The sequence below is a fragment of the Pseudomonas sp. MEJ108 genome (assembly GCF_030208985.1).
Taxonomy (GTDB): domain Bacteria; phylum Pseudomonadota; class Gammaproteobacteria; order Pseudomonadales; family Pseudomonadaceae; genus Aquipseudomonas; species Aquipseudomonas fragariae.
On sequence record NZ_JARVSW010000046.1, the window covers coordinates 39,300 to 64,355 of the forward strand.

At 58.9% G+C, this 25,056-nt stretch carries 22 protein-coding genes and 1 pseudogene; 9 read left to right on the plus strand and 14 right to left on the minus strand.

The window, feature by feature from the left end; genetic code table 11:
- Window positions 1–62 precede the first annotated feature (62 nt).
- Window positions 63–989 carry a DUF6685 family protein gene (locus QRN50_RS19460; protein ID WP_230081805.1) on the minus strand — a complete coding sequence of 309 codons (927 nt, stop codon included), beginning with the start codon at window positions 987–989 and terminating at the stop codon, window positions 63–65.
- A 702-nt stretch (window positions 990–1,691) separates the two neighbouring features.
- Window positions 1,692–4,103 carry a DUF3772 domain-containing protein gene (locus QRN50_RS19465; RefSeq protein ID WP_058822671.1) on the minus strand — a complete coding sequence of 804 codons (2,412 nt, stop codon included), beginning with the start codon at window positions 4,101–4,103 and terminating at the stop codon, window positions 1,692–1,694.
- Window positions 4,104–4,438: 335 nt separating this feature from the next.
- On the opposite strand from QRN50_RS19465, the gene QRN50_RS19470 reads away from it, so the two are divergent.
- Entirely contained in the window at window positions 4,439–5,140 is a 702-nt protein-coding gene (locus QRN50_RS19470; protein WP_032611121.1) for a glutathione S-transferase family protein, read from the plus strand.
- A gap of 210 nt (window positions 5,141–5,350) precedes the next feature.
- Complete coding sequence (locus QRN50_RS19475) at window positions 5,351–5,914, plus strand: TetR/AcrR family transcriptional regulator (RefSeq protein ID WP_096126555.1); 564 nt, start codon at window positions 5,351–5,353, stop codon at window positions 5,912–5,914.
- A gap of 21 nt (window positions 5,915–5,935) precedes the next feature.
- On the opposite strand, the gene QRN50_RS19480 is transcribed toward QRN50_RS19475, so the two are convergent.
- On the minus strand, window positions 5,936–6,844 hold the full coding sequence (locus QRN50_RS19480; protein WP_096126554.1) for an AraC family transcriptional regulator: 909 nt from the start codon (window positions 6,842–6,844) through the stop codon (window positions 5,936–5,938).
- Between the two features lie 138 nt (window positions 6,845–6,982).
- Here QRN50_RS19480 and QRN50_RS19485 point away from each other — a divergent pair, with 138 nt between their 5' ends.
- Both QRN50_RS19485 and QRN50_RS19490 read left to right on the plus strand, forming a co-directional pair.
- Window positions 6,983–7,726 (plus strand): SDR family NAD(P)-dependent oxidoreductase, encoded by a 744-nt coding sequence (locus QRN50_RS19485; protein ID WP_096126553.1) that lies wholly within the window; start codon window positions 6,983–6,985, stop codon window positions 7,724–7,726.
- Between the two features lie 101 nt (window positions 7,727–7,827).
- Window positions 7,828–8,802 (plus strand): saccharopine dehydrogenase family protein, encoded by a 975-nt coding sequence (locus QRN50_RS19490; RefSeq protein ID WP_096126552.1) that lies wholly within the window; start codon window positions 7,828–7,830, stop codon window positions 8,800–8,802.
- A gap of 16 nt (window positions 8,803–8,818) precedes the next feature.
- Here the strand turns inward: QRN50_RS19490 and QRN50_RS19495 are convergent, their stop codons facing one another.
- On the minus strand, window positions 8,819–9,706 hold the full coding sequence (locus tag QRN50_RS19495; protein WP_011268504.1) for an AraC family transcriptional regulator: 888 nt from the start codon (window positions 9,704–9,706) through the stop codon (window positions 8,819–8,821).
- A 193-nt stretch (window positions 9,707–9,899) separates the two neighbouring features.
- Between QRN50_RS19495 and QRN50_RS19500 the strand changes: the two genes are divergently transcribed.
- Complete coding sequence (locus QRN50_RS19500) at window positions 9,900–10,649, plus strand: SDR family oxidoreductase (RefSeq protein ID WP_003406431.1); 750 nt, start codon at window positions 9,900–9,902, stop codon at window positions 10,647–10,649.
- A gap of 80 nt (window positions 10,650–10,729) precedes the next feature.
- On the opposite strand, the gene QRN50_RS19505 is transcribed toward QRN50_RS19500, so the two are convergent.
- The 4 genes from QRN50_RS19505 to QRN50_RS19520 all read right to left on the minus strand — a co-directional run bounded on the left by QRN50_RS19505 (window position 10,730) and on the right by QRN50_RS19520 (window position 14,314).
- The gene (locus tag QRN50_RS19505) at window positions 10,730–11,542 is read right to left on the minus strand and encodes an oxidoreductase (protein ID WP_096126551.1); all 813 of its coding nucleotides are present in this window, start codon (window positions 11,540–11,542) and stop codon (window positions 10,730–10,732) included.
- Between the two features lie 64 nt (window positions 11,543–11,606).
- Window positions 11,607–12,608 carry an NADP-dependent oxidoreductase gene (locus QRN50_RS19510; protein ID WP_096126550.1) on the minus strand — a complete coding sequence of 334 codons (1,002 nt, stop codon included), beginning with the start codon at window positions 12,606–12,608 and terminating at the stop codon, window positions 11,607–11,609.
- A 59-nt stretch (window positions 12,609–12,667) separates the two neighbouring features.
- Entirely contained in the window at window positions 12,668–13,456 is a 789-nt protein-coding gene (locus QRN50_RS19515) for an SDR family NAD(P)-dependent oxidoreductase (RefSeq protein WP_024651362.1), read from the minus strand.
- 255 nt (window positions 13,457–13,711) lie between these two features.
- Window positions 13,712–14,314 carry a TetR/AcrR family transcriptional regulator gene (locus QRN50_RS19520; protein WP_003406427.1) on the minus strand — a complete coding sequence of 201 codons (603 nt, stop codon included), beginning with the start codon at window positions 14,312–14,314 and terminating at the stop codon, window positions 13,712–13,714.
- 117 nt (window positions 14,315–14,431) lie between these two features.
- Between QRN50_RS19520 and QRN50_RS19525 the strand changes: the two genes are divergently transcribed.
- Together QRN50_RS19525 and QRN50_RS19530 are read left to right on the plus strand one after the other, a co-directional pair.
- Complete coding sequence (locus tag QRN50_RS19525; RefSeq protein WP_003406426.1) at window positions 14,432–15,295, plus strand: alpha/beta hydrolase; 864 nt, start codon at window positions 14,432–14,434, stop codon at window positions 15,293–15,295.
- A 217-nt stretch (window positions 15,296–15,512) separates the two neighbouring features.
- On the plus strand, window positions 15,513–15,932 hold the full coding sequence (locus tag QRN50_RS19530; RefSeq protein ID WP_003406425.1) for a hypothetical protein: 420 nt from the start codon (window positions 15,513–15,515) through the stop codon (window positions 15,930–15,932).
- Here QRN50_RS19530 and QRN50_RS19535 read toward each other — a convergent pair.
- The 6 genes and pseudogenes from QRN50_RS19535 to QRN50_RS19555 all read right to left on the minus strand — a co-directional run bounded on the left by QRN50_RS19535 (window position 15,902) and on the right by QRN50_RS19555 (window position 23,005).
- A complete protein-coding gene (locus QRN50_RS19535) occupies window positions 15,902–16,696 on the minus strand; it encodes an NYN domain-containing protein (protein ID WP_003406424.1) in 795 nt (264 codons plus the stop codon). The genes QRN50_RS19530 and QRN50_RS19535 overlap by 31 nt on opposite strands.
- A 117-nt stretch (window positions 16,697–16,813) precedes the next feature.
- Window positions 16,814–17,653: a methyl-accepting chemotaxis protein gene (locus QRN50_RS25990; RefSeq protein ID WP_371136436.1), complete on the minus strand. Its 840-nt coding sequence runs from the start codon at window positions 17,651–17,653 to the stop codon at window positions 16,814–16,816.
- A gap of 15 nt (window positions 17,654–17,668) precedes the next feature.
- A pseudogene (locus QRN50_RS25995) lies at window positions 17,669–18,808 on the minus strand (HAMP domain-containing protein); the annotation flags it as partial.
- A 57-nt stretch (window positions 18,809–18,865) separates the two neighbouring features.
- Window positions 18,866–19,189 carry a hypothetical protein gene (locus tag QRN50_RS19545; protein WP_096126549.1) on the minus strand — a complete coding sequence of 108 codons (324 nt, stop codon included), beginning with the start codon at window positions 19,187–19,189 and terminating at the stop codon, window positions 18,866–18,868.
- 1 nt (window position 19,190) lies between these two features.
- The gene (locus QRN50_RS19550) at window positions 19,191–21,266 is read right to left on the minus strand and encodes a hybrid sensor histidine kinase/response regulator (RefSeq protein WP_024639140.1); all 2,076 of its coding nucleotides are present in this window, start codon (window positions 21,264–21,266) and stop codon (window positions 19,191–19,193) included.
- Window positions 21,267–21,553: 287 nt separating this feature from the next.
- Window positions 21,554–23,005: an NCS1 family nucleobase:cation symporter-1 gene (locus QRN50_RS19555; protein WP_096126548.1), complete on the minus strand. Its 1,452-nt coding sequence runs from the start codon at window positions 23,003–23,005 to the stop codon at window positions 21,554–21,556.
- A 344-nt stretch (window positions 23,006–23,349) separates the two neighbouring features.
- Between QRN50_RS19555 and QRN50_RS19560 the strand changes: the two genes are divergently transcribed.
- Window positions 23,350–24,069, plus strand: coding sequence for a GntR family transcriptional regulator (locus QRN50_RS19560; RefSeq protein WP_011268494.1), 720 nt, complete (start codon window positions 23,350–23,352; stop codon window positions 24,067–24,069).
- Between the two features lie 10 nt (window positions 24,070–24,079).
- Window positions 24,080–24,811: an aspartate/glutamate racemase family protein gene (locus QRN50_RS19565; protein WP_003412566.1), complete on the plus strand. Its 732-nt coding sequence runs from the start codon at window positions 24,080–24,082 to the stop codon at window positions 24,809–24,811.
- The last annotated feature ends 245 nt before the right edge of the window (window positions 24,812–25,056 follow it).

The window sequence follows — 25,056 nt, forward strand, 5'->3', positions numbered from 1 at the left end:
TAGCGAACTCATCTCGTCCACGTGCATGCCGGTGGAGCATGTTAGCTCGGGTGCGGTACAGACTAGACGACCGGGACATGATTAACCGTAGCGTTAGCCAGCTTCTGGAGGTAAAGGCCTAAATCCTGAAACCCAGCCTCACGCAGTACATCAGATACCTTTCCGGCGCGCTTCTCCGCGTTGGGCAAGAAAATCGCCGCCTGGTCAGTGTATGGACGTGGGAGATCCTTCCAATAGTAGGTCGCCTCAAACCTCTGCATTGCTCGGTGAAAGTCCATTTGCTGTTTGCAGTGCCATGACAACACAAACATGTCGAAATCTCGTCTTAGACTCGCCAAGGCAACCTGATTAATTCCGTAAACCTTATACCGACCTGTGAGTGGGACGTTGACCCCGATGCGTTTCGCGATGTACTTAGCCGCTGCGAAGTGGTGGGAGCCTCCGCTGTTGATCAAGAACACTCGTCCGTCCCATTCCCAAGTGGAGAAGTAATCGTGATCTTCTCTAGAGATGATCCGGATCTCGTCCCATCGGAGATTTTCTTCAAGCTTTTCTTGGGTAACGGGTGTGATCATCGGCTGGGAGTTGCGCTCAACCATGGCGTCCATGCTTTTGAACTTGCGCAGCTCTGACTTCGATGCGGAAAAGCCGTCGACCTGCTGAATGTCACAGTTCCAGTGCTGGATCTCTCTAACTGTACCCAAGCTAAGAAGATCCTCTCGGACTAGGCTGGTCGAGCCGTAGTTTTGATAGGAGCCAGGAGAGCGCGTCCATCCATTGAGCCTCCGTCGGTACATCCGGCTGGTTTCGTACCCCAAGTCGCCAAAGTTGTTCCAACGCACCACTTCGCCTGCACTTATACCCTTTTCATGCTCGACCAAGTGCCTGTTCAGGCCGACGTCTGCACGAAGCAAGTTTATCAGGGTTGCCGGCTGGCCGAAGTCCTCCAGTAAAGAGTCGCGGAGAAAATTGATTGCTTTCTTAAGCATTGGCGCTTCCTATATGTCTACCCCGGCGCGATGCACGAGATGCCTCAGAACAGAATGCAGCACTGCGATATTGAAGGCTAACCGAAACATAGCTGCAAATTCCGTATAAGGTTGCTACGACCTAGAGCATGAAAGGCTTGTTTAGGCGGCATGATCAAATCTCTGTGTAAGCAGGCGGGGAACGCAGAGCAGTTTTCGGAAAGCCGCCTAGCTGCTCCTGCCGTAGTCCTGCCGTGGTATGGCTTTAGGCCGTAGACGATTTATACCTGACTCGCAGGCCTTTATCTGCACTGCAAGGTGGTTGATCCCTAGCGAAAGCTATTTTTCAACCAAGCCTTTATATAGCTCTCGGGCAGAAACAATCTGGTCTCGAATCTCTTCAGGGTCAAAGCCGTTGGTGAGCGATGCTCAGTCATTTCCACGCATCTCAACGATATCAATTTTGTCACATGCTGACATTTCTGAAATCCTCAGTTGCAACCATGCTATGTCGGCTTGGATCTGGTTTCCTTCAAGCATTGAGCTGCGAGTCGGCACGAGAAGGAGTACCTGCTTACCTTCAGTAGCGCACCAGGATGCGCTACTGATATTTTTAAAAAAATCTAAAATAATCAATAGCATATGTGTTTAATGCGATCGACTATAAGCTAGTCACCACAGATAATGGTTCGAACCCCGCCTGGGACACCATACAAACAAGCATCACTGACTCTCCTCCGCCGCCGCATCCTTCCCAGCCCCCTCATTAATCAACACCATGCTCTGCGGTGCAGACAGCGCTACACCCAATTCCCTCAGACGTCCCAGAACGGTAAACAACAGATCACTCCGTGCGCCACCCACAGAGCGTGGGCTGTTCACGTAGCCGCTGGCGCTGATGATCAAGCCGGTATTGGTCAGGTCCTTGAAGGTGACTGAAGGCGCTGGCGCATCGAGTATCGCTTCATGCTCGGTGAAGGCCTGCAACAGCAGTTCGCGTATTTGCAGAACGTCTGTTTCCAGGGGCAGGGTAAGGGTGATTCCGACTACGCCCAGCGCATTGCCCATGGTGACGTTGCGCACGTTCTGCGTGATGAACTGCGAGTTCGGCACGATCACTGTCGAGCGGTCGCCCATCTGGATTTCGGTCGCGCGGACGTTGATCCGGCGAATATCGCCTTCGACCCCCGCCAGGCTCACCCAGTCGCCGACTTTGACCGGACGCTCGGTCAGCAGAATCAGGCCGGAGATGAAGTTCTGCACAATGGCTTGCAGACCGAAACCTATCCCCACCGACAGCGCACTGACCACCCAGGTCAGGTTGGTGAGGCTGATGTTGAGCGTGGACATCACCACGGCCACCACCAGCACAAAGCCGATGTATCCGATCAGGGTCACCAGCGAAGCCTGCATGCCCGCGTCCATATTGGTTTCGGGCAGCAGGCGTTCTCCAAACCATTCCTTGAGTACACGCACGCTCAGCAGGCCGACGACCAAGCACACCAATGCCACCAGAATGTCGCCGGGGACGATGTTCAGGTTGCCCATGGATTTGGACGTGACATCCAGCTGAGTAAAGCTGGCGAGCAGATCCCCCGGGCTTGACCCCGAAGGCAGGAACGCCAGCAGTACAGCGGTGAGCAGCAGCAAGGTACGGCCTATGCCGGCCAGTACGGTACTTGCCTGCGCCTGATGGCGAGTGGACAAGCCCAGCGCTGAGCCCAGCGCCAGGCCGCCAGGTTGTTTGGGCGACAGCAGGGTTTCGCAGATGTCACCGAAGCAGGCGATCAGCAGGTACGCAGTGGACGCTACCACGCTCACCCAGAGCAGTTTCACTGCCAGAAAGTAAGCCAGCGTCAGGTAGCCGCTCAACAACGCCAGCAAACTCAGGCCGACCCACACCGCAACGATAAACGGAATCAGCCCGGCGAAACCCGCGGGGCGCTCCAGCTCAAAGCGTCGGCGGGTGCGGCGGTAGCGCAACAGGGCGTAGAAGAACACCAGCGAAACCGCCAGTGCCGTCAGGCCATTGACCGCAACCGTCAGCGCCAGGCTGCTGGCAATCACGCTGTTGATTCGTTCCTGCGTGCCGATGACCATGAGTGCCAGCGCCAGGGCAGGGGGGAAGCGACCCAATGCGGTGGCGATCTGGTCAGGAATTTGCGGCAGGCGCCATGAGGCGTGTGCCAGCATCAACAGCGCGCGGCCCAGACCGACGATGAAGGCGCAGAAGGTAATCAGCGTCTGCACCTGATCGAGCAGATTGACTACGTCGTTGCTGAGTACCGCATTGTGGACGATTCCCCAGCGCAGCAAGGAAGTGGCAATGGTGATGGTGAGAATGGTCGACAGCCCGACAGCCAGGGCCAGAGCACTGCGGCGCAGACGGCCTTCGGGCAGCCAGCGAATCATTGCCCAGATCAGCAGGCGCTCCAGCAGGCGCCGGACAACCACCCAGATGAACAACGCGCCCAGCACCACGCTGATGAATTGCACACGGTTTTCCGGTGCCATCGCGTTGTTGAGTACCTGGCGCACGTCCACCAGAAGCCTGTTCAGGCGTCCCAGGTCGTCATCGGTCGGGCGAATCAGCGTGGACCAGAATGCCGAACTGAGCGGGCTCGCGGTGCGCGTGCTGATCTGTGAATCGAAGAGGCTGCGGCGCAGGTTGAATATCTGCGTAGCCAGATCCCGGGCTGACTGGCTTAGCTCATTGGTCTGCCGTTCATCATTGACCAGCGCGTTTTTCTGCGCGGTCAATGTCTTGCGCTGACTGGTCAGGCTTGGCGCTTCGTCCGGTTGCACCGGCCCGAGAATGTTGAGCTGGTCATTCAGGTGTTCGATGTCGACAGCTTGCTGAGCAACCAGATTGTCGGCTTGTTTCTGGACCTGCAAAGCCGCCTGGCGCAGGCTTGAAAGCAGGTCATCGTTGGCGCTGACCGTCACTTTCTGACGGATCTGATCGAGCTGTTGGTTCAGATCATCCAGGCTCGGGGCTTCCACGGCAGGTGCTGCGCTGCTGGCACTATCGGCTTGGGGAGCGGGGGCATTCTGGGCCAGGGCCGGCAAGGTCACGCACAGCAAAAGCAAGGCGAGCAACCCGGTACGAAAACGGTTCAGCGAAGCGTGCTGCATTCTTTTTCCTTCTTTCTCTGCGCGATGCGGCCTGGCGAGGCCTGTGGTTCGAGCCGGGGTCTTGTGTTTGAGCGGCATGTACTGGCCGCCCGAGATCAGCGGACAGGATATCAAGGTGCTCACGCTTGAGCGCTGTCAATGCGGGCCAACCCATGCCTGAGGGCTGCATTTTCAGCACAATCCTGTCCGGTTGCTAGGCTTGCTGGTCAGCCGAGCCAGATATTGTCTACCTAACAAATGTTAGGTAGACGTTGACTCAGTGCAAAAGTACCGCTACGGTATGGCTACCTAACGATAGTTAGGTAGGTTTTTTACCCTACCTCACAGGCCCGACCATGACCTCCAAATTGCGACTTTTCACCTCTCCTTCGGCATTTCCGAATCCTCAACGCCTGCGTTTGTTCATCCACGAAAAAGGCATTGCCGATCAGTTCGACGAAACCATTTATGACATGACGCCGGGTGGAGAGCAGCGTGGCTGGCGTCACCTGAACATGAACCCGTGGGGTGAAACACCGACCCTGGAACTGGCAGACGGCAGCTTCATTTCCGAGACGGCCGCTATCGCGCGTTACCTGGATCAGGCTTATCCGGGCCGCAAGATCATGGGCGAGGGCGCCCTGGAGCAGGGCCTCGATAACATGTGGGATAACCGCATCTGGGTGCATATCCTCTACCGGATCGTTACGGCCTTTCACGTGCTGCACACCGGCCTCGGCTTCAAGCTTGAACTGACCAAGAACGAAGCATGGGGCGAGCATTGCCGCAAAGAGGCGCTGAGCCATGCGGCATTGGTCAATCGTCATCTGTCCGATGGCCGCGAGTGGCTGCTGGGCGGCGATGCGCCAACGTTCGCGGACATCACGCTTGCAACCGCCATTGCCTTCTCCAAGTTCCCGGTCAACGCCACGCCACTGGATGAGCGTTTCGAGTTCCTGGATCTGTACTGGCAGCGCTGGCAGAAGCGTCCGGCTTTCCAGGCCGCTTATGCTGATTGCAGCAGTGGAATTCCTGAGCTGGACTCGCCGGCCGAATGATTGAGCGGTTGTACGCGCACCTTATCGCCGGGAACGTCAAGCAGGATGTTCCCGGCGATAGCCGTTGCAGCTTGGGAGAAACCGACGATGGCCCTTTAGCAGCGTATGACCGCTGCCATGCCCACACCGTCTTTCTACCTAACAAAAGGCAGGTTTTTGAATTAGCATGTGTTGGTTTCCAGAAACGCGTCCGAAGTACAAGGCACTACGATGACCATCAACGCCCGTGAGGCGATTCTGCTTGCTGCAAGAAACATTGCCCAGTCCCAGGGCTACAACGGCCTGAACTTTCGCGATCTGGCCGCCCAGGTCGGAATCAAGCCGGCCAGTATTTACTACCACTTCCCCAGCAAGGCTGATCTGGGTGTCGCGGTTGCCAGGCGATACTGGCAGGACGGTGCCGCTGCACTCGAGACGATCTGCGAAGAAACCCCCGATCCCGGCGAAGCGTTACAGCGTTTCCCGGAAATTTTCCGGCGTTCGCTGGAAGTTGAAAACCGCCTTTGCCTGGGCACTTTCGTCGGCGCTGAAACCGACAACCTGCCGCCGGAGATGACCGAGGAAATGCAGCTATTTGCCCAGGTCAACATTGCCTGGCTGAGCAAGCTTCTGGTGGCTGCGAATGTTTGCGCGCCCTCGGACAGCGAGGTGCGGGCGCAGGCCATTTTTTCCGCTGTGGCGGGCGCTCAACTGGTTGCCAGAAGCAGGTCGGATATTTCCCTTTTTGACACGTTGATCGACACCTATCGTGCCTGTGGGCCGCTTCCGGCCTAGAGCCCCGCCGCTCTGCGTGCATCAGGCGAGAGGCTGATTAACTGCCGCGCCCCTCGTAGCCTCGAGGATCCGCCCGGCATCCTGGGCCGGCGGAAGTCCGAACACCCTCGAATAATCCCGACTGAATTGCGTGGCGCTTTCATAGCCCACCTCGAAGGCTGCCGCCATGACACTTTTGGCGTTGGCCACCATCAGCGTTCTGGCGTGCAGCAGACGTACCCGCTTCTGGTACTGCAAAGGGCTCAGGTTGGTCACGGCCTTGAAGTGGCGATGAAACGCCGAAACGCTCATCGACGCGCGTTCCGCCAGGCGCTCCACGCCTAACGGCTCAGCGAAGTCGCGGCGGATCCACTGGATCGACATGTTGACTCTGGCCATCGCAGTATCCGGTGCGGCGATCTCGCGGAGCATCCAGCCATGAGGCCCTTGAAGTACCCGGAAGATAATCTCCCGTTCGTAGACCGGCGCCAGCGCGGCGATGGCGTCCGGGTCGCCCATCAGGCGCAGCATTCGCACCCACGCATCCATCAGTTCGGTGGTCATCGGCGCCACTGAAAACCCGGGCCTGTTCTCGAGGCGGCTGGCAGGTTTGGGCAAGTCGGCGAACAGTGTGGATAACACCGCAGGATCCAGCGTCAGGCTGACCGCCAGATAGGGTTCTCCGGACCTGGCGGGGTGTACCGAGCCCACGGCAGGCAGGTCGATGGACATGACGAAGTAGGTCGCCGGGTCATATTCGAGCGTGCAGTCACCGACGGTCATGTGCTTGCTGCCTTGCAGGATCACATTAATCATCGGGTCGTAGACCGCTGCCAGCATATGCTCGGGGATTTTGCCTTGAACCATGGCCACACGAGGTATGCCTGTTTCAGTACGGCGATTTTCAGCCTTGGCCGCGAGCAGCCGCAGTTCATTGAGTTGATTGTCCATGCTTCGCATGCTGAGGGCTGGGCATGGCGCCGCGCAAGCGAAAAGCAGAAACAGGCAGGTTTCGAGCAGGAACGGGTACGCTCCCGGTGATGGCGCTGGGTACTGTGGAGGCACATTCAAACCACAGAGGAACATCACATGGGCGTCATTGTAATCACTGGCGGCAGCCGAGGCATCGGCGCAAGTGCAGCCGAACACGCGGCCCGACGCGGGATGGGGGTCATCCTTACCTACAACGCCAACGCGGAGGCCGCCGCAACGGTGGTCGAGCGTATCGCACAGGCCGGTGGCAAGGCTGTTGCGCTCAGGCTGGATGTCGCTGACGTCGGCAGCTTCGAGGCGTTTCGAGCGTCGGTACGCTCGGTCCTGCAAGACGTCTGGGGCGTCGCAACACTGAGCGGTCTGGTCAATAACGCGGGTTACGGGCTGTTCAATCCGTTGGAGACGGTCAGCGAAGCGCAGTTCGATGGCCTGTTCAATGTGCATCTCAAAGGCCCTTTTTTCCTCACCCAGACATTGCTGCCGCTGATGGCGGAAAACGCCAGCATCGTCAATCTGACCAGTGCCACCACTCGCGTCGCCACTGCGGGGGTCGCTCCCTATGCGGCGTTCAAGGGCGGGCTTGAAGTCTTGACCCGCTATATGGCTGCCGAGTTTGGCGAGCGGCGCATAAGGGCCAACGCCGTATCACCCGGCGCCATTCGTACCGAACTGGGCGGTGGGCTCAATGATGAGTTCGAGGCGATGCTGGCAGCGCAGACGGCCTTGGGCCGGGTCGGCGAACCGCAGGATGTGGCACGCGTCATCGCCATGCTGCTGTCCGAAGAGGCTGGCTGGATCAATGCGCAGACTATCGAAGTCGCAGGCGGCTACAACATCTGAGGGCGACCCATGCTCGATCATAGCGTTCTACGCGCAACAGCCGTTCTGTACCCCGATGGCTACAGCCCCGACTTCGTCTCCAAAAAAAGGCAGCACGTCCAATGAGCACACTTCTGATTTATGGCGCTACGGGCTACACCGGGCGTATGGCCGCAGAGCGGGCCAGGGCGCTCGGCCTGAATGTAGAAATCGCCGGACGCAATCAGCAGCGCCTCGCCTCCCTCGCTGCGCAGCTGGACGTGAAATACCGGGTTTTCGATGCCGACCAGGCCGAGGGTTTTTTGTCCGGCATCTCGGTGTTGCTCAACTTCGCAGGGCCATTTGTGCAGACCGCCGAGCCGTTGATGCGCGCCTGTATCAAGGCCGGTGTCGACTACCTCGACATCACCGCCGAGATCAACGTTTACCGGCTGGCCGAAAGGCTGGGCGCTGAAGCGGCGGCAAGTCAGGTCATGCTGTTACCGGGTGTCGGTTGGGATGTCGTGCCTACCGATTCGCTGGCCGTGCAGGTTGCCGGGCGCGTGCAGGGGCCAACGGCGCTGAACATGGCGCTGCAGGTGCCAGGGTCGATGTCCCGCGGGTCTGCCATGAGTGTCAGCGAAATCATTGGTGCAGGCGTGCTCGCCAGAATCGATGGCGAACTTGTTGCAACGCCGAATGCCGAGCCGCGTCATTTTGATTTTGGTCAGGGTCCGGTCCTTTGCGTACCGTTGTCATTCGGTGATCTGGTCACCGCCTGGCATTCGACCGGCATCCCCAATATTGCAATGTTTGTGCATATCGCCGGGGATGCGTTCCCGCAAGGCGATCTGTCACAACTGCCTGATGGCCCGACGCCCGAGCAAAGGGAGGCGCATCGGGCGCGTGCAGTGGTTGAAGTGACCGATGCGAAGGGCGCGATCGCACGTTCCATGATCGAGACCGTGAACGGCTATACCTATACGCCGCTGGCGGCCGTAGAGGCTGCGCGTCGCGTGCTCGACGGCGAACGGCTGCCGGGTTTTGTCACACCGGCCAAGGTCTTCGGTGGCGGGTTCGCCGAGAGCATTGCCGGTACGCTCGTGACTGACATGTAACAACTGGGGCGACGGCTCACGACACGGCCGTCAATTCATCTGCGGGCGTCCTGAATCTTGCAGCGTCCCGCGCCGGAGGCAGGCCGAACAGCCGCGCGTACTCCCGGTTGAATTGCGAAGCGCTTTCGTACCCTACGGCATAAGCGATGGAGGTCGCATCCAGTGTGTCGAAGAGCAGCAACCAGCGCGCCTTCAACAGGCGCAGGCGCTTCTGATATTGAATCGGGCTCATCGCTGTGACGGATTTGAAGTGCCTGTAAAAGGCAGCAACACTCATGTCGGCCATCTGCGCGAGCGGTTCGACGCGAAAGGGCTCGGTGTAGTGCTCACCAATCCACTGGGTGACGCGGCGGATCTGCGTCAGTCGGCCATCCGGGCGTGCAACGTCACGAAGAATGCCACCCAGTGGTCCCTGCAAGGCCCGGAACAGAATCTCCCGTTCGATCATGGGCGCGAGGATTGCGGCTTCGTGCGGGCGGTCCATGAGTCGCAGCATGCGCAACCACGCATCGATCATTTCATCTGGCGCGATGACGCCCTCGAAGCAGGCGTTCTGGGGCGCTTCAGGTGCTCTGCCTTCGGCCATCAGCAGCGTGGCGATTACTTCCGGATCGAGGGTCAGGCTGACCGCAAGATAAGGTTTGTCCGGCGTGTCGGCGTGAATCTGCCCCGTCGCAGGCACATCGACAGGCACCAGAAAGTAGTGCCCCGCGGTGTATCTGGACGCATCTTCGCCGATCGACAGGGTCTTGGTGCCTTGAAGCACCAAGTGCAGCATCGGCTGATAGACCTGATCCGCACAGGCCTCGGCCCGGACCATGGACACACGAGGCAACCCGGTGTCGGTCCACTTGTCCTGTGCGCGCATCACGATGCAGCGCAGTTCTGCCAATGATTTCTCCATACAGGCCACCGTGGGCCATATCCCGAGGCATGGCAAGCAACTTGAGAGGAACAGGCAAGGATCTGCGACTAACCGGCAAACGTTGTGCTCCTCGATGGCCGAATACTGATGACACGCGGCTGGTTGCCTGGCGGTCATTCATGATCCGATTGCAACGAGGCCTCATACCACATCACTTGAAGAAGGCCGGTTTATGAAACTCGAAGGAAAGATAGCGGTTGTCACGGGGGCGTCCAAAGGCATAGGTGCCGGGATCGCCAAAGCACTGGGCGCCGAGGGCGCGACCGTCATCGTCAACTACGCTTCCGGCAAGGCGGATGCGGACGCCGTCGTCGCCTGGATCGCAGAGCACGGCGGCTCCGCGTTTGCGGTACAGGCAGACATGAGCCAGTCAGCAGACGTGATACGCCTGTTCGAAACGGTCGGCACGAAGTACGGCGCTCTGGACATTCTGGTCAACAATGCGGGTGTCGCTGTGTTCCAGATGATCGACGACCTGACTGAAGAGGCTTTCCACACGCAATTCAACCTGAACGTGCTGGGCTACCTGCTTGCAGTGCGAGAGGCCGTCAAATTGTTGGGGCCGACCGGCAGCATCATCAATATCAGCTCGATTCTCAGCACCGACCCTTACCTGGCGTCGAGCGTGTACGCGGCGACCAAGGGCGCGGTCGATACCTTGACCTTCGCGCTGGCCAGAGAGCTGGGCGCGCGGGGCATCAGGGTCAACTCGATCCTGCCGGGGCACACCAACACCCCGGCAACCCATGGGCATTTTGCCGGTGAGTTAGGTGAGAAGATTCTGGCTGGAACACCCTTGGGTCGTTTTGGAGAGCCCGAAGATATCGCCCCCTTGGCTGTGTTTCTGGCGTCGCAGGACTCGCACTGGGTCACCGGCGAATCCATCCGCGCTTCGGGCGGGGTCAGGGGCGTCGGTTACTGACGCTATCGGTTGAACCAAGGATGCGCATGGACCGGAGAGGGCGCTTTGGCAACTTACCATTCCATCCCGACCCATGCCATTTACTCCGGCAAGCGAAACTGCTTGCGCAAGCTCTTATCGAACGCCCCGGCAGGTGCGAAGCGCCGTAGCAGGCTGATTTGTCGGGCGGTCTTGCCGGCGGTGTATCGATGCCGGGGACGAACATCGCTCGCCACTTTCAGCACCACCGCTGCGACAACCTCGGGCAGGTCGGCTGTCGGCATGACATCGGCGAGCAGTGCACGGACACCGGCTCGCGCCTGATCGTACTCCGGCAACCGCGAATCCGGCTCGATGCCATTTTGATCGAAGACGGTGCGTACGTAGGCCGGCTCAATGACCGAGACCCGGACGTTGAAGGCGCGAATTTCGTGATCGAGCGATTCCGAATAGCCTTCCAGGGCGTGTTTGACCGCCGAATAATGCGCCGAGTAGGGCGCCGGTATCAGCCCCAGAACCGAGCCGATATTGATAATGCGCCCCTGACCTCGTTGGCGCATCGACGGCAATACCGCGTTGGTCATGCGCATGACGCCAAACAGATTGACGTCGAACAGGGCCTGCACTTGCGGGATCGAGAACTCCTCGGCGCCGCCCAGCATGCCGATGCCGGCATTATTGACCAGCAGGTCGATACGCCCGGTTTGCGCGAGGACGGCAGCAACGAGCGCGCGGACAGAATCGTCAGCCGTGACATTGCAGGTCAGCATGGAGACCTGTGCATCACTGTCACCGATTTTGCGGCTCGTGCCAAACACGGTATACCCGGCGCGCGCCAGCGCCTCGGCGGTGGCGCGACCGATGCCCGATGATGCACCCGTGACGATGGCGGTTCTTTTGGAAGAGGTGTTCATTCGATACTCCAATGCTCGACAGGCGCGTGCCTGAAGGGTGGCTGGGCGGGGCTTTAATAAGCGCTTACTTGATCTTCACGACGACCTTGCCTTTGGCGCGGCCCTGACCCAGGTATTCAAGCCCTTCGCGGGCCTGTTCAAACGCAAAGACCCTGTCAATCACCGGTGTTATCTGGCCACGTTCAAGCAACCTGGCAATCTCGCCAAGTTGAGCGCCATCCGCGCGAACAAACAGAAACGAGTACGACACATTCTTCTTTCTGGCCAGACGCGTGATCCTGCGGCTCATCAACCCGAATACGAAGGTGAAGAACGCATTCATCCGCCGAGCCTTGGCGAATGACGCATCCAGCGGACCGACCAGTGATACGATCCTGCCGCCGGGCTTGAGGATGCCGACAGCTCTTGCAAGGTCGTCTCCCCGGGTGGTGCCGAGGACCAGGTCAACGTCGTGCAGCAACTGTTCGAATGCCTGCTCTTGGTAATTCACGACTTCATCTGCGCCCAGGCTGCGAACCAGCGCCATATTTCCTGTGCTGGTGGTCGTGGCCACTTCGGCGCCCAGGTGTTTGGCCAGCTGGATGGCGAAGGTGCCGATACCTCCAGCCCCGGCCGCTATGAACACTTTCTGGCCCGATTGAAGAGAGGCGCGCTCCTTGAATGCCTGCCACGACGTAAGCGCGACCATCGGAATGGAGGCTGCCTGAACAAAGTCCAGATTGGCGGGCTTCCGGGCGGCAGCGTGTTCCGGCACGGCGGCGAACTCGGCGATTGCGCCCCCACCCAGCTCGAACAGGCTCGCGAATACCGCGTCGCCTGCCTTGAATCGAGTGACTGCGCTGCCCACCTGAATGACCACGCCTGCCAGATCGCTGCCCATGATGGCCGGTAGTTGCAGCTTCACCACAGTCTTGAAAGCACCCGTAGTGATCATGTTGTCGATCGGGTTCAACCCGGCCGCGTGAACTTCCACCAACAGTTCATCAGGTTTGATGGCCGGTATGGGAACGTGGGTAATCGCAATCTCCGGCGATTTGCCGTAGTTCTCGAATGTCAGTGCTTTCATGACGCTCTGATTCCAGTGTCGTCGAACAAGAATGGACGCCTGCCACGGCTTGATCCGCTTCAGGCTTGCGGGCGATAGCGCTCGGCCGCCTGGGCCTGTCGAATGTCCGACAACAGCCCTTGTCGCGCCTCATCCAGCGAGTCCCAACGACCCGCCACATGCAGCGGCGGAATGGTCACCTGTTCGCGGCGGTCGTAGCCCACCAGTGCCGCATCAACCAGTTCGTCGACGTCCATCACCTCTGCAATAGTGTTCAGATCGATTCCCGCGCGCTCCCAGATTTCGGTACGGGTGGCCGCCGGGAGCACCGCCTGGACGTATACGCCCTTGGGCGCCAGTTCCACGTTCATTCCCTGGGAAAGGAACAGCACATAGGCCTTGGTCGCACCGTAGACCGACATGCCGAACTCTGGCGCAAGGCCCACCACCGATCCGAGGTTGACGATCGAGCCTGAGCCGGACTGCGCGAAACGCGGGGCCACGGCGGCCGCAAGGCGTGTCAGGGCGACGATATTGAGTGCGACAAGCTTGTCGATGGACTCGGCGTTCTGTTGGACGAACCCTCCGGATTGAGCAATGCCAGCGTTGTTGATCAGCACATCGATGCTGGTGTCCTCACGCAGACGGGTTTCCAGAGCCGTGAGGTCGGCAGATCGAGTCAAATCAGCCTGAATGACTTCAACGGCAACGCCGTTTTCTTCACGAAGGCGCGCCGCCAGGGCATCAAGACGTGCCTTGTCACGAGCGACTGTCACGAGATTGTGACCGCGACGGGCAAATCGTTCGGCATATACCGCGCCGATGCCGCTGGAGGCACCGGTAATGAGAACAGTGGATGGCGTTGTCATGGAGGATGTACTCGTAAAGTGCGTTGAGGAAGTCGCACTTATGATTACGATCGAAATCTAAAATGTCAACGTATTGATGTTGATCGACATCAAAAACGCTCGATGCCGATCGAGCGCAGTTTTCGGAAGGGGATGTGGAGAGCATCATCGGAAGACGTCCTGGCAAATTGCATGCACACCGTCGAAACCGCTTCTGCGCAAGCGCAGTCACGACGGCGGTTGTGTGTCGATCAGGTGGAGTCAGTACGCCTGTTTTCAGTCTGACGGCGTAAGCACGGAGCGTTTCACCAACTGGAATATCGACTCCGCAGAGGGAATAGGGAATTGATCCGCCTTTCTGTCGATTATCAGGGACGCGTAACCATGTGCGGTGCTCCAGGCGAGGAAGGTGCGCTGTTCAAGCAGTTCCGGCTCGGGCTCGCTACCGTATTTCGCTACCCAGGCGTTGCGTATCGACTGGCGGAGCACTTGCAGCGTACGTTCACCCGATTTAAGCAGCCTTGGTAACGTGCGGTTTACACCCGCGCCAAACATCAATCGGAAGTGCTCCGGGTAACTTTTGGCGAAACTTACATAACCAATGCCGCAACCCAGGAGGGTGTCGTCAAGTTCCTGTTGGACGGCAATGATGACGTCGGCCATGCGCTCATATCCATCGGCCACCACCTCTGCCAGCAGATTTTCCAGAGAGCCGAAATGGTGAGCGGGAGCGGCGTGAGAGACATTCGCCCGTCTGGCGCACTCGCGCAGTGACATCCCGCGCACTCCCGATTCACCCACGATATCCCAGGCGGCCTGACGCAGAACGGCAGGCAGATTGCCGTGGTGGTAGGTCCGCGGGGTGTCTGAAGTCGACATGTAAGGCTCCCTATCATGAAACAAAAGTTATATTCCCGTCGGCTCAGCCTATCTTGTCAGTGACAAGATAGGCTGTTCTAATGGTGCCAGATCATCTGACGGGTGTGGGGAATACCGATGAGCGACATCATCAAGAGGCTTCGACTATTGACGCTGCGCGGCACGTTCACGCTGATCAGCCGTATTCTACCGGGCATCACTGGAAGATATCTCGCTCGACGTTTTGTGACTCCGCAGGCGTCCGGACGTGCCAAGGCTGCTGAAATTCTGAGTACAGCGACGGATGTGCAAACCGGTAGCCTTGAACTGGACGGCATCAGAATTGCCACCTATGTCTGGGGCGATCCCTCCAGCCAGCCGTATGTGTTGCTGGCCCACGGCTGGTCAAGTTACGCGATGCGGTTTATCGGATGGGTGCCGTTACTGCGCTCCATGGGCTACGCCGTGGTGGGGTTCGATCAGCCCGCGCACGGGTTGAGCGCGGGCAGCATCAGTCATATGACCCAGTTCGTGGCTGTGCAGCAGCACGTGGGACGCCATTTCGGAAAGCCTTCGGCGGTGATAGCGCATTCACTCGGCGCTTCATCGATTGTTTTCGCTCAGGAACAGTCGTGGCGCCCCGAGCGTTTTATCCTGATTGCGCCGCTCCTGGCACCTACGGACAGCGTATTTCAACAGTTCGATTCAGTCGGTGTTGCCCACAAAGTATTCAAACCTTTCGAGGCCGTCCTGCATTCGCTGACCGGTCGCCGCTTTGCAGACTACGACGCCACTTCGCGACTGCCGCTGCTTGATCGTCCCGCCCTGATCATTCATGACCGCCGTGACCGCGAAACACCGTGGGAAAAGGGCGCTCGTTTTGCAGAACTATGGCCGGGGGCGCGTCTGTTTACTACTGAAGGGCTTGGCCACAATCGGTTGATTGATCATCCATCGGTGATAGACGAAGTGATGAAGTTTCTGAAACCGGATCATCGTTAACGGCATCCGCAACGGATGGCCTTTCCAACGATTCCACTCTAAAGCGTCTACACGCAGCTTCATGAAATCCGTATGTGCCAGTTGGACCTGGCTCGTTTAATTGCAAGATGAATAACGGAAGCCAGATGCGTTTCCGCTCATCACGAGCTGAGCTTCTTTTAAAAGTCCTGACGTAGCCGGACAGGCGGGTCAGCGTCTTCAGAAGCTGGAGGCCGCTATGGGTTTTAATAATTTTTCCGATGAATTGGCGGTGCTTGAAATCGTCCGCAGCGCCAACTTCGTTCGCCCTGGAAAGTTGACGTCTGGGCAAATTTATCTCGCGCTGATACGTCTTCAATCAGACGTTCCGGCGGCCGGGGATTTTATGGCCATGATTGATGAGCTGGTCAAAGAGGGACTGCTGGTTTCAGCCGCTGTGCTGGATCACGACATCTCGTTTCCCTATGTCCAGCACATTGTTCTTGGTGTTACCGAAACAGGTGCGGCCGTACTGGAAGACCGGCGTTTTCAGGCTGACCTTTTTTACATGTGTTCGACGGTGCCGTCCCAGCTACAGCGTCAGGAAAGAACTGACAGTCGCAACTGTCAGCCCAGGACTGACAAACCTCACTTGCCCTGCAGCTTATGCCGCGCATAAAGCACTGCTGTTCCGCCAGAGGCCGCACGGGCCTGTAGCTCGAACGTTTGTGGATAGCCTTTGATCAAATCGCTCAGTTTCTTGTAGCCATGGGTACGAGGATCGAACTCCGGCCGCAGTTTGGTGATGTTTGTGCCCAGAGCGCTCAAGTGCGCCCAACCGTCTTCATCAGCGATGTCGTCCATGATTTTCGCAATGAAAGCCACTGGGGCCTTGGGCTTCTTGCTCGGCTCGGCGGCAACGGATTTGACGTTGTCTGCAGGTGCGGTGGCGTCCGATGCAGGGTCTGCGCTGGCGGGTACGGCGATCTCTTCGCGAAGCAATTCGATGTAGATGAACTTGTCGCAGGCCGCCACGAAGGGTTTGGGTGTCTTTTCTTCGCCAAAGCCATAAACGGTCAGACCTTCCTCACGCAGGCGCGAGGCCAGGCGTGTGAAGTCACTGTCGCTGGACACCAGGCAGAACCCGTCGAAACGACGCGTGTAGAGCAAGTCCATCGCGTCGATGATCAATGAGCTGTCAGTCGCATTCTTGCCTTTGGTGTAGGCGAATTGCTGGATGGGCTGGATGGAGTAGTCGAGCAGAACTTTCTTCCAGCCGCCGAGCTGCGGGCCGGTCCAGTCACCATAGATGCGCTTGACGCTGGCCACGCCATATTTGGCGATCTCTTCGAAAAGACCTTCTACGATAGCTGCTGGCGCATTGTCGGCATCGATCAGCACCGCCAGGTGCTTTTGAGAACTGTTGGGGTTTTGAACGGCCATGGATCACCCTCATACGAAAGCGTAACCATACCGCCAAAACGAGAGATTGGCGCTATTCCCCGATATTTATGCAAGGCAGGCCGCTGCCGAACGCTTCCCGGCAGCGGCCTTGGCACATCAGATCCTGAAACTGCCCACCAACTGCGTCAGTCGGGTGGACTGCTGTTCAAGGTCAGTGCACGCGCGCAGGGTCGCGTTCAGGTTCTCTACGCCTTGCTGGTTCAGCGTATTGATCTCGGTGATGTCCACGTTGATCGCTTCCACGACGGCGGTCTGCTCTTCGGTGGCGGCAGCGACCGACTGGTTCATGCCATCGATTTCGCCAATGCGTTCGGTCACGTGCTCAAGGCTTGCAACGGCCTTGTTGGCAATGCCGACCGTTTCAACGCTCTCGCGCTGGCTGTCGTTCATGATCGACACGGCTTCACGGGCACCGGATTGCAGTTGCTCGATCATCTCCTGCACCTGACTCGCCGATTCCTGCGTTCGGTGCGCCAGGCTGCGGACTTCGTCGGCAACCACGGCAAACCCTCTGCCGGCTTCACCTGCACGTGCGGCCTCGATGGCCGCATTGAGGGCCAGTAGATTGGTCTGCTGCGAGATGCCGGTAATCACGTCGAGGATCTGGCCGATGTTGGCTGTCTTGGTGTTCAGCGTTTCGATCTGCCCGCTTGCGCTGCTGATGCGCTTGGAAAGACGGCTCATGGCCTCGATGTTCTGCCCGACCACGTCCTGCCCGTCCGACGCCAGCGTTCGTGCATCGCTGGAGTGACCCGAGGCGCGCGCGGCATTCTGGGCGATCTCCTGCGTTGCGGCGCCCAGCTCATTGATGGCTGCGGCGACGCTGTTGGTGCGGTGGGACTGTTGATCGGAGTTGAGCATCGACGAGTTGGATGCATTCAGTACCCGCAGGGCAACTTCATTGAGCTGCACGGTGGAGGAGGCGACTTCACGCATCGAGTCATGGATTCGCTCTACAAAGAGGTTGAAACCATTGCCCAGATGCCCGAACTCGTCCTGGCTCTCGATGACCAGGCGCTTGGTCAGGTCACCTTCGCCGGCAGCGATATCGTGCATGGCGCGGCCCATCAGGTTCAGTGGGCGCAGCAGGACACTCAGGAGCATGCCCAGCAGCAGGATGATCAGCACCACAGCAATCACAGTGGCCACGATGGCCGAGTTTCTGAACTCGCCCAGGGCCGCGTAGGCGATGTCTTTATCCATTGCTACGCCGACGTACCAGTTGACCGAGGGCAGGCCGTCTACGTGAGCGAAGGTCAGGATCTGGGTCTTGCCGGCATACTCGCTTTCACTCAGGTCTTGCGACAGCCTGGGCGTGTTCGCCGGGTAGACTTCGGCCAGCGTCTTCATCACCAGTGAGGTGTCCGGATGGACCAGGATGCGGCCATTCGCGTCGACCAGAAACGCGTATCCGTCGCCGTGCAGCCGCAGCGAGCTGATCATCTTCACCAGGATTTCCAGGCTCAGGTCGCCGCCAATTACACCGGACACGCCGGAGTCTCCCTTGATCGGTGTGGCAAGGGTCACGACCAGGCCCTTGGTCACGGCGTCCAGATACGGCTCGGTCAGGATGGTTTTGCCGGCGCGAAGGGCATCGACATACCACGGTCGGGTTCTTGGGTCGTAGTCGGCCGACATGTCATCAGGCGGCTGGGTGACGAAGGAGCCATCGCTTCTGCCCTGGTAAATGCTCATGAAGGTGGCGATCAGCGTGGGTTGCCCGAGTACCCGATTCTGCTCTTGCGGGGACTGAGGCGAAGACGCGTTTTCCGCCAGGTTCTCTACCAGAAGAATTCGCCCTGAAAGCCAGTTACGGATATTGCCGGCGGTACTTTCGCTCGTCTGGTTAAGGTTCTCCTTGAGCTGCACGTGCAACGCATTGCGCTGCAGATAGTCGTTATAGAACGTGAATAGCGTGAATGCGGCGATCACCACAAGGGACGCCGCCAAGAGAATTTTATGGCTGAATTTTAAAGATTTTCTCATGCCGATATGAGCCTTTAGAGGGGTATTGCGCAAGGGGTCATAGGTAGTGGGTGGAGCAGGGGTGGTTATCGGCGGGAATCGGTGTTTATGAATGTCATGTGTCATATAAATGACAAAAGGCCTGATTTTTTCATCTTTCAGCCCCCAATCAGGCTGGCAGCTTCAGATGGCAGGGTGATTCAGGTCGAGGTACCACTGGGCATAAGGCGTGTTTTGCACCTTGTGCCGATTGAAATCTTCAGCGCCATCGGTCCACCAGACTTCACCGCGCTCGCCCAGGGCAACTTTGGCCTTGTCGACACTGGCCCGAGCCGCCTTCAGGGCTGCGGGGTCTTCGGATGCCTTGGGGGCCTTGACTGCACGACGTGCAGCCATCAGCTCATCCACCAGATTCTGGCGGACGTCGTCGCTCAAGGAGGGATTGGAGCACCGCCAGAGTTGCCCCTTGACCACGAAATACCGACCATCAGGCGTGGTCGGGTTCATCTCACGAATACCCGCGGGCGACCGCGTCAGCGCCGATCAGACCTGTCACTCGCCCGGCCAGCGCGTCCAGCCCGAACGGCTTGGTCAGCACTTGCGTGCAAGGCCGCAGGTGGCAATCGTCCAGCACGGATGTCTTGGCGTAACCGGTGATGAACAGGGTCGGCAAGCCAGGTCGACAGTCACCGGCCGCATCGGCCATTTCCCGGCCATTCATGCCGCCTGGCAAGCCTATGTCACTGATCAGCAGGTCGATGCGTGTGTCCGACTGCAGGATCTGCAAGCCTGATTGTGCGTCTGCCGCCTCCAGGCAGTTGTAGCCCAGACCGCTGATGACTTCGGCGACGAGCATCCTCACCGAGGGTTCGTCGTCTACGACCAGAACGGTTTCGCCGGTGTGATGCGGCGGCTCTTCGATGACTTCCGGCTCAACGGCGCGGGGAGCGTTGTCAGCGGTGTAGCGTGGCAGGTGCATGACCACGCTGGTGCCCTGGCCTTCGACCGACTCGACGCGAATCTGCCCGCCGGACTGGCGCACAAAGCCATACACCATCGACAGCCCGAGACCGGTGCCGGCACCGATGGCCTTGGTGGTGAAGAATGGTTCAAAGGCTTTGGCGGCGATGTCCGGACTCATGCCGATGCCCGTGTCGGTCACGCGGATGCTCAGGTGCTCGCCGGCAGGAATGCCGTGATCCGGGTCGGTGCACTCTTCGAGGGACGCATTGGCGGTCTCGATGATAATGCGCCCGCCGTTGGGCATTGCGTCACGGGCGTTCAGGCACAGGTTAAGCAGCGAGCTTTCCAGCTGGGCATGATCGATCAGCGCGGGCCACAGGTCATCATGGGCGACGACCTTGATGTCTATCTCCGGGCCGACCGTGCGCGCGATCAACTCTTCCATGTCATGAATCAACCCGTTCACGTCGGTGACTCTTGGCGACAGTGTCTGGCGTCTTGAGAACGCCAGCAGGCGGTGGGTCAGCGATGCGGCGCGGCGTACTGCGCCCTGGGCGACCGACACGTAACGGTCGACGTCACCGACGCGGCCCTGGGCCAGGCGTTTGGTGATCAGTTCCAGGCTGCCGGAAATGCCGGCCAGCAAGTTGTTGAAATCATGGGCGATGCCCCCCGTCAGTTGTCCGACGGCATCCATCTTCTGCGAGTGACGCAGGGCGTCTTCGATCTGCTCGCGTTCGAAAACCGCTTGTTCGATGCGCTGTTCGAGTGTCTGGTTGAGTTCTCTGACCGCTTCTTCGGCTTTTTTTCTGGCGGTTACATCGATAGAGGAGCCGATCAGACCGATCACGTCGCCGCTGGCATCGAGCAGCGGCGCTTTGGTCGAGAGCCATATCGCTGCAGAGCCGTCAGCCAGGTTGACCTGTTCTTCGATCTGTTCGCTGACATTGCTCTGCATGATCCGGCGGTCGGTTTCCATGAGCGTCCGCGCCTGTTCCTGATCATCCAGAAATTCCAGGTCCGTCTTGCCAATGAAAAACTCGGGCGGCTTGCCGATCAGGTCAGCGGTGCCACGATTGGCGACCAGCATTCGACCTTCGAGATCCTTGGCGTAGACAACGCCGGGAACGGCAGCTGTGAATATTCTCAGCAACTCGTTGAGGCGGTCGCGCTCGTCTTCGGCAGTGCGACGGCCGTCTATATCAAGCAATACACCCGGACTGCGAATGGGTTTGCCACGACTGTCGCGTTCGATTCTTCCGCTGGCTTCGATCCAGCGATAAATACCGTCTTCATGGAGAACCCGGTATTCGCATCGATAGGTTTCGCTACTCTGCAGCGCTTCCTCGATTGACTTGTCGACTCTGGCCGAATCGTCAGGATGAATGGAGGCAATCACCAGTTCCAGTGGCAAACCTTTGGCGCACAGCTTCGGGCACAAGCCGAAGGTCCGGGCAAAACGCTCATCGCCGGTCAACTGATCGGCAATGATGTCCCACACCCAGGTACCGACAACCGCCCCTGACTCCAGGGCAAGTTGCAGCCGCTCGGCTGCTTCCTGCGCCGAGGGAACGGGTGGCTGGGGGGCGAATGGCCTGCCGCCAAAAACATCATTGCTCATCACTATCGACCCACTTGAACGCCTGGTTCACAAAGACTCAGTCATAGGGCAGCGCAGCGGCCTGAAAGTTGTACAAAATTTATTCTATTTTGTGCTTCAGGCCTCACAAAACGATGAGTGACACTCGGTCATTCAATGATTCTGGAGTGGATGATATTAAATTAATATCACTTGGGGCGTGCGCTATTTTCAGCGGAGCAGGCAGGGCGGCGCTTTCAGGTCATGCCGGGCTTGGCGAATCCTCTGAAAGCGCTGGTTTCATTCAGGTATTGGCGTCTTGCGACGTCTCAATGCTGGCCGACAGGCGCAGGAAGGTTGGCAGCCTGTACGGGCGACCAGCGGGTCAACGCGTAAAACACTGTGCCGCCCAGGATGCAGCCGGTAAACCAGGCGAAGTTGGCAATCGGCTTGAACCACTCGACAAAGGTGAAGCACAGACCGACCAGTGCGGTGAGCAGCAATGCCTTGACCGCGATCCAGTTCACGCCGTTGGTGTACCAGTAGCGACCGCTTGGCGTGTCATCGAACAGGGCATCCACATCGATCTGCTGCTTCTTGATCAGGTAGTAATCCACCAGCAGGATGCCGAACAGTGGGCCGATACAGGCCGCCAGCACGTCGAGGGTGTAGTGAATCACTTCAGGGTTGTTGAACAGGTTCCAGGGAGTAATGAAGATCGACGCTACCGCTGCGATCATGCCGCCTGCCCGCCAGCTGATGCGGCTGGGCGCCACGTTGGCGAAGTCGAAGGCGGGGGAAACGAAGTTGGCGACGATATTGATGCCTACCGTGGCGGTGACGAAGGTGAAGGCGCCGAGCAGCACGGCCGTGGTGTTGTCGATGCGCGCGACGGTCGCAATCGGGTCGTGGATCATCTCACCGAAAATCGGCAACGTGCCCGAGACGATCACCACTGTTACCAGTGAAAACGCCAGAAAATTCACCGGTAAGCCCCAGAAATTGCCGCGGCGCACGTCGGCCATGCTGCGGCAATAGCGGCTGAAATCACCGAAGTTCAGCGTCGGCCCGGAGAAATACGAGACCACCAGCGCAATGGCCATGACCACCTGGCCGAACGCTGCCCAGCCGGACAACTCCTTTTCAGCCAGAGTAAAACTGATGTTGTCCCAGCCGGCGCGCCAGACAATCCAGCCTGCCAGAGCGAACATCACCGCATAAACGGCAGGGCCGGCCCAGTCGATGAAGCGCCTGATCGACTCCATACCCGTCCAGAACACCGCGGCTTGCACCACCCACAACGCCAGAAAGCCGAACCAGCCGAGCCAGGACAGTCCGAGAAATGTCACGCTTTGATAGACGGCCAGTTCCGGGAAGAAACGCAGCACCACGATCACCAGTGCGCTGGACGCCAGGTAGGTTTGAATGCCGTACCACGCCACCGCGATCAGCCCGCGAATGATGGCGGGAATGTTGGCACCGAACACGCCGAAAGCCAGGCGGCAAATGACCGGGTAGGGCACGGCGGCTTGCTGACTGGGTTTGGCGACCAGGTTGGCAATCACCTGAATGATGCAGATCCCCACCAGCAGGGCGATCAGCACCTGCCAACTGGCCAGGCCCAGGGCGAACAGACTGGCGGCGAAAACGTAGCCGCCGACGCTGTGCACATCGCTCATCCAGAACGCCAGAATGTTGTACCAGGTCCACTTCTGCGGCACCGGCCCCAGATCGTGGTTGTGCAGGCGCGGGCTGTACCCGGCCGGGCGTTGATCTGTCATTGCGTGACTCCCTCGGTGTGTCGTGACGGGATCGGAGTACGATCGATGATTTTTTTGTATACGATCGTGTACGCAAAACATGTGCCATACGATTTCTCGTTGGTAGGGAATGGCTGCGAGTCTTGTTTTAGGGCGTTTTTACGGAGACAGTCGGGTAAATCGGGCAAGTCCGAGCAGTGATTTGAAGTGCACGTAAACAGGGCGCTTTTGCTCATTTACGGTGCGATTCATTCGTTTTCAGTTGAATGGCTATTTGGCCTGTTATTCAAATCGCGCTACTCATCATGTTCCGTATCAGGCACTATTCTTGTATACGATCTGTAATGCCAATGTGATGTGAATCCATGATCCGACCTGACAGTGCCCCGTTGTTTCTCACGCCTTCTGCCGCTGAAAAGGGCCGTGATGAACAGATTTACCAGCATGTCCTGGAAGCCATCGTCGAACACCGGCTCGCTCCGGGAACGCGCTTGCCCGAGGACGCCCTGGCCGACGTATTCGAGATCAGCCGCACCGGCATTCGCAAGGTCTTGCAGCGTCTGGCGCTGGAACGGCTGGTGACCCTGCGCCCCAAGCGCGGCGCGGAGGTCGCGCAACCGTCGGCTCAGGAAGCACAGGATGTATTGGGTGCCAGGCAACTGATCGAGCCCGCGCTGATGGCCGAGATCGCCACGCGAGTCGGCGGCCGGCGTCTGGATGCACTGCGTGCGCTTTGCGATCAGGAGCATGAGGCGCAACACGCGGGGCGCCACAGCGAAGCGATTCAACTGTCGGCGCGCTTTCATGTGCAGTTGAGCGCGCTGGCGGGCAATCAGGTGTTGACCGAACAGGTCGCGCAGCTCACCACGCGATCCTCGTTGATTGTTGCGGTGTACGGTTCGCGACGCAGTGTCGGGTGTGATTGTGGCCAGCATGTCGACTTGCTGGCCTTGCTCGAAAGCGGGCAGGGCGAACAGGCGCGCGAATGGATGGCCGAGCATTTGCGCCGCATCCGCGCCAGCCTGAATGTGGATGCGCCGCTCAGCGAGACAGTGGATTTTCATAGCATTTTCAAACGGCGCTGAAGGAGTTCCGGTGCGTATTCAAGTGATCAACCCCAATACCAGCGAAGCCATGACCCACAAGATCGGTCTGGCCGCGCAAGCCGTGGCGCGCCCAGGCACACAGATCATCGCCTGCAGTCCGGCGGATGGCCCGGTGTCCATCGAAGGCCATTTCGATGAGGCGATAGCAACGCTGGGCGTGCTGGAAGAAGTGCGCAAGGGCCGCGAGCAACAGGTCGACGCGCACATCATCGCCTGTTTCGGCGACCCCGGGCTGCTGGCGGCACGCGAGTACGCTAGTGCCCCGGTGATAGGCATCGCCGAAGCGGCCTTTCATATGGCCAGCCTGATTTCTACCCGTTTCGCCGTGGTCACGACGCTGACCCGCACGCGGATCATCGCCGAGCACTTGCTGCAGCGTTATGGCTTCAGTGAGTTATGCACATCGGTGCGCTGTATCGATCTGCCGGTGCTGGCGCTGGAGGAAAGCGGGCCGGAGCTCATCGAATGCATGGCCGAACAGGCCCGTCGCGCCCGTGACGAAGAAGGGGCGGGAGCCATTGTGCTGGGTTGCGGCGGGATGGCGGATCTGGGCAGGCAACTGAGCGAAGCGATAGGCCTGCCGGTCATCGACGGCGTGGCAGCGGCAGTGAAACTGGCCGAATCACTGGTGGATCTTGGCCTGACCACCAGCAAACACGGCGACCTGGCCGACCCCATCGGCAAACCGTTCAAAGGCCGGTTCGCCTACCTGAGCCGGTGATGGCGTTTGCCCGCAGGGCGCAGGAGCGAACGTGTTCGCGAAAGGGGCGGCATGAACGATGAACATACATCGTCTGCAATACCGTTCGCGAACAAGTTCGCTCCTACGGCCTACGGCCAGAGTCAAAAGCGAACGTGCGCATAACGATGAGCGCTCTGCGTGGTAGTGACATTTTCAAGCTTCTGCCCGGAGGGCGTAGGAGCGAACGTGTTCGCGAAAGGGGCGGCATGAACGATGAACATACA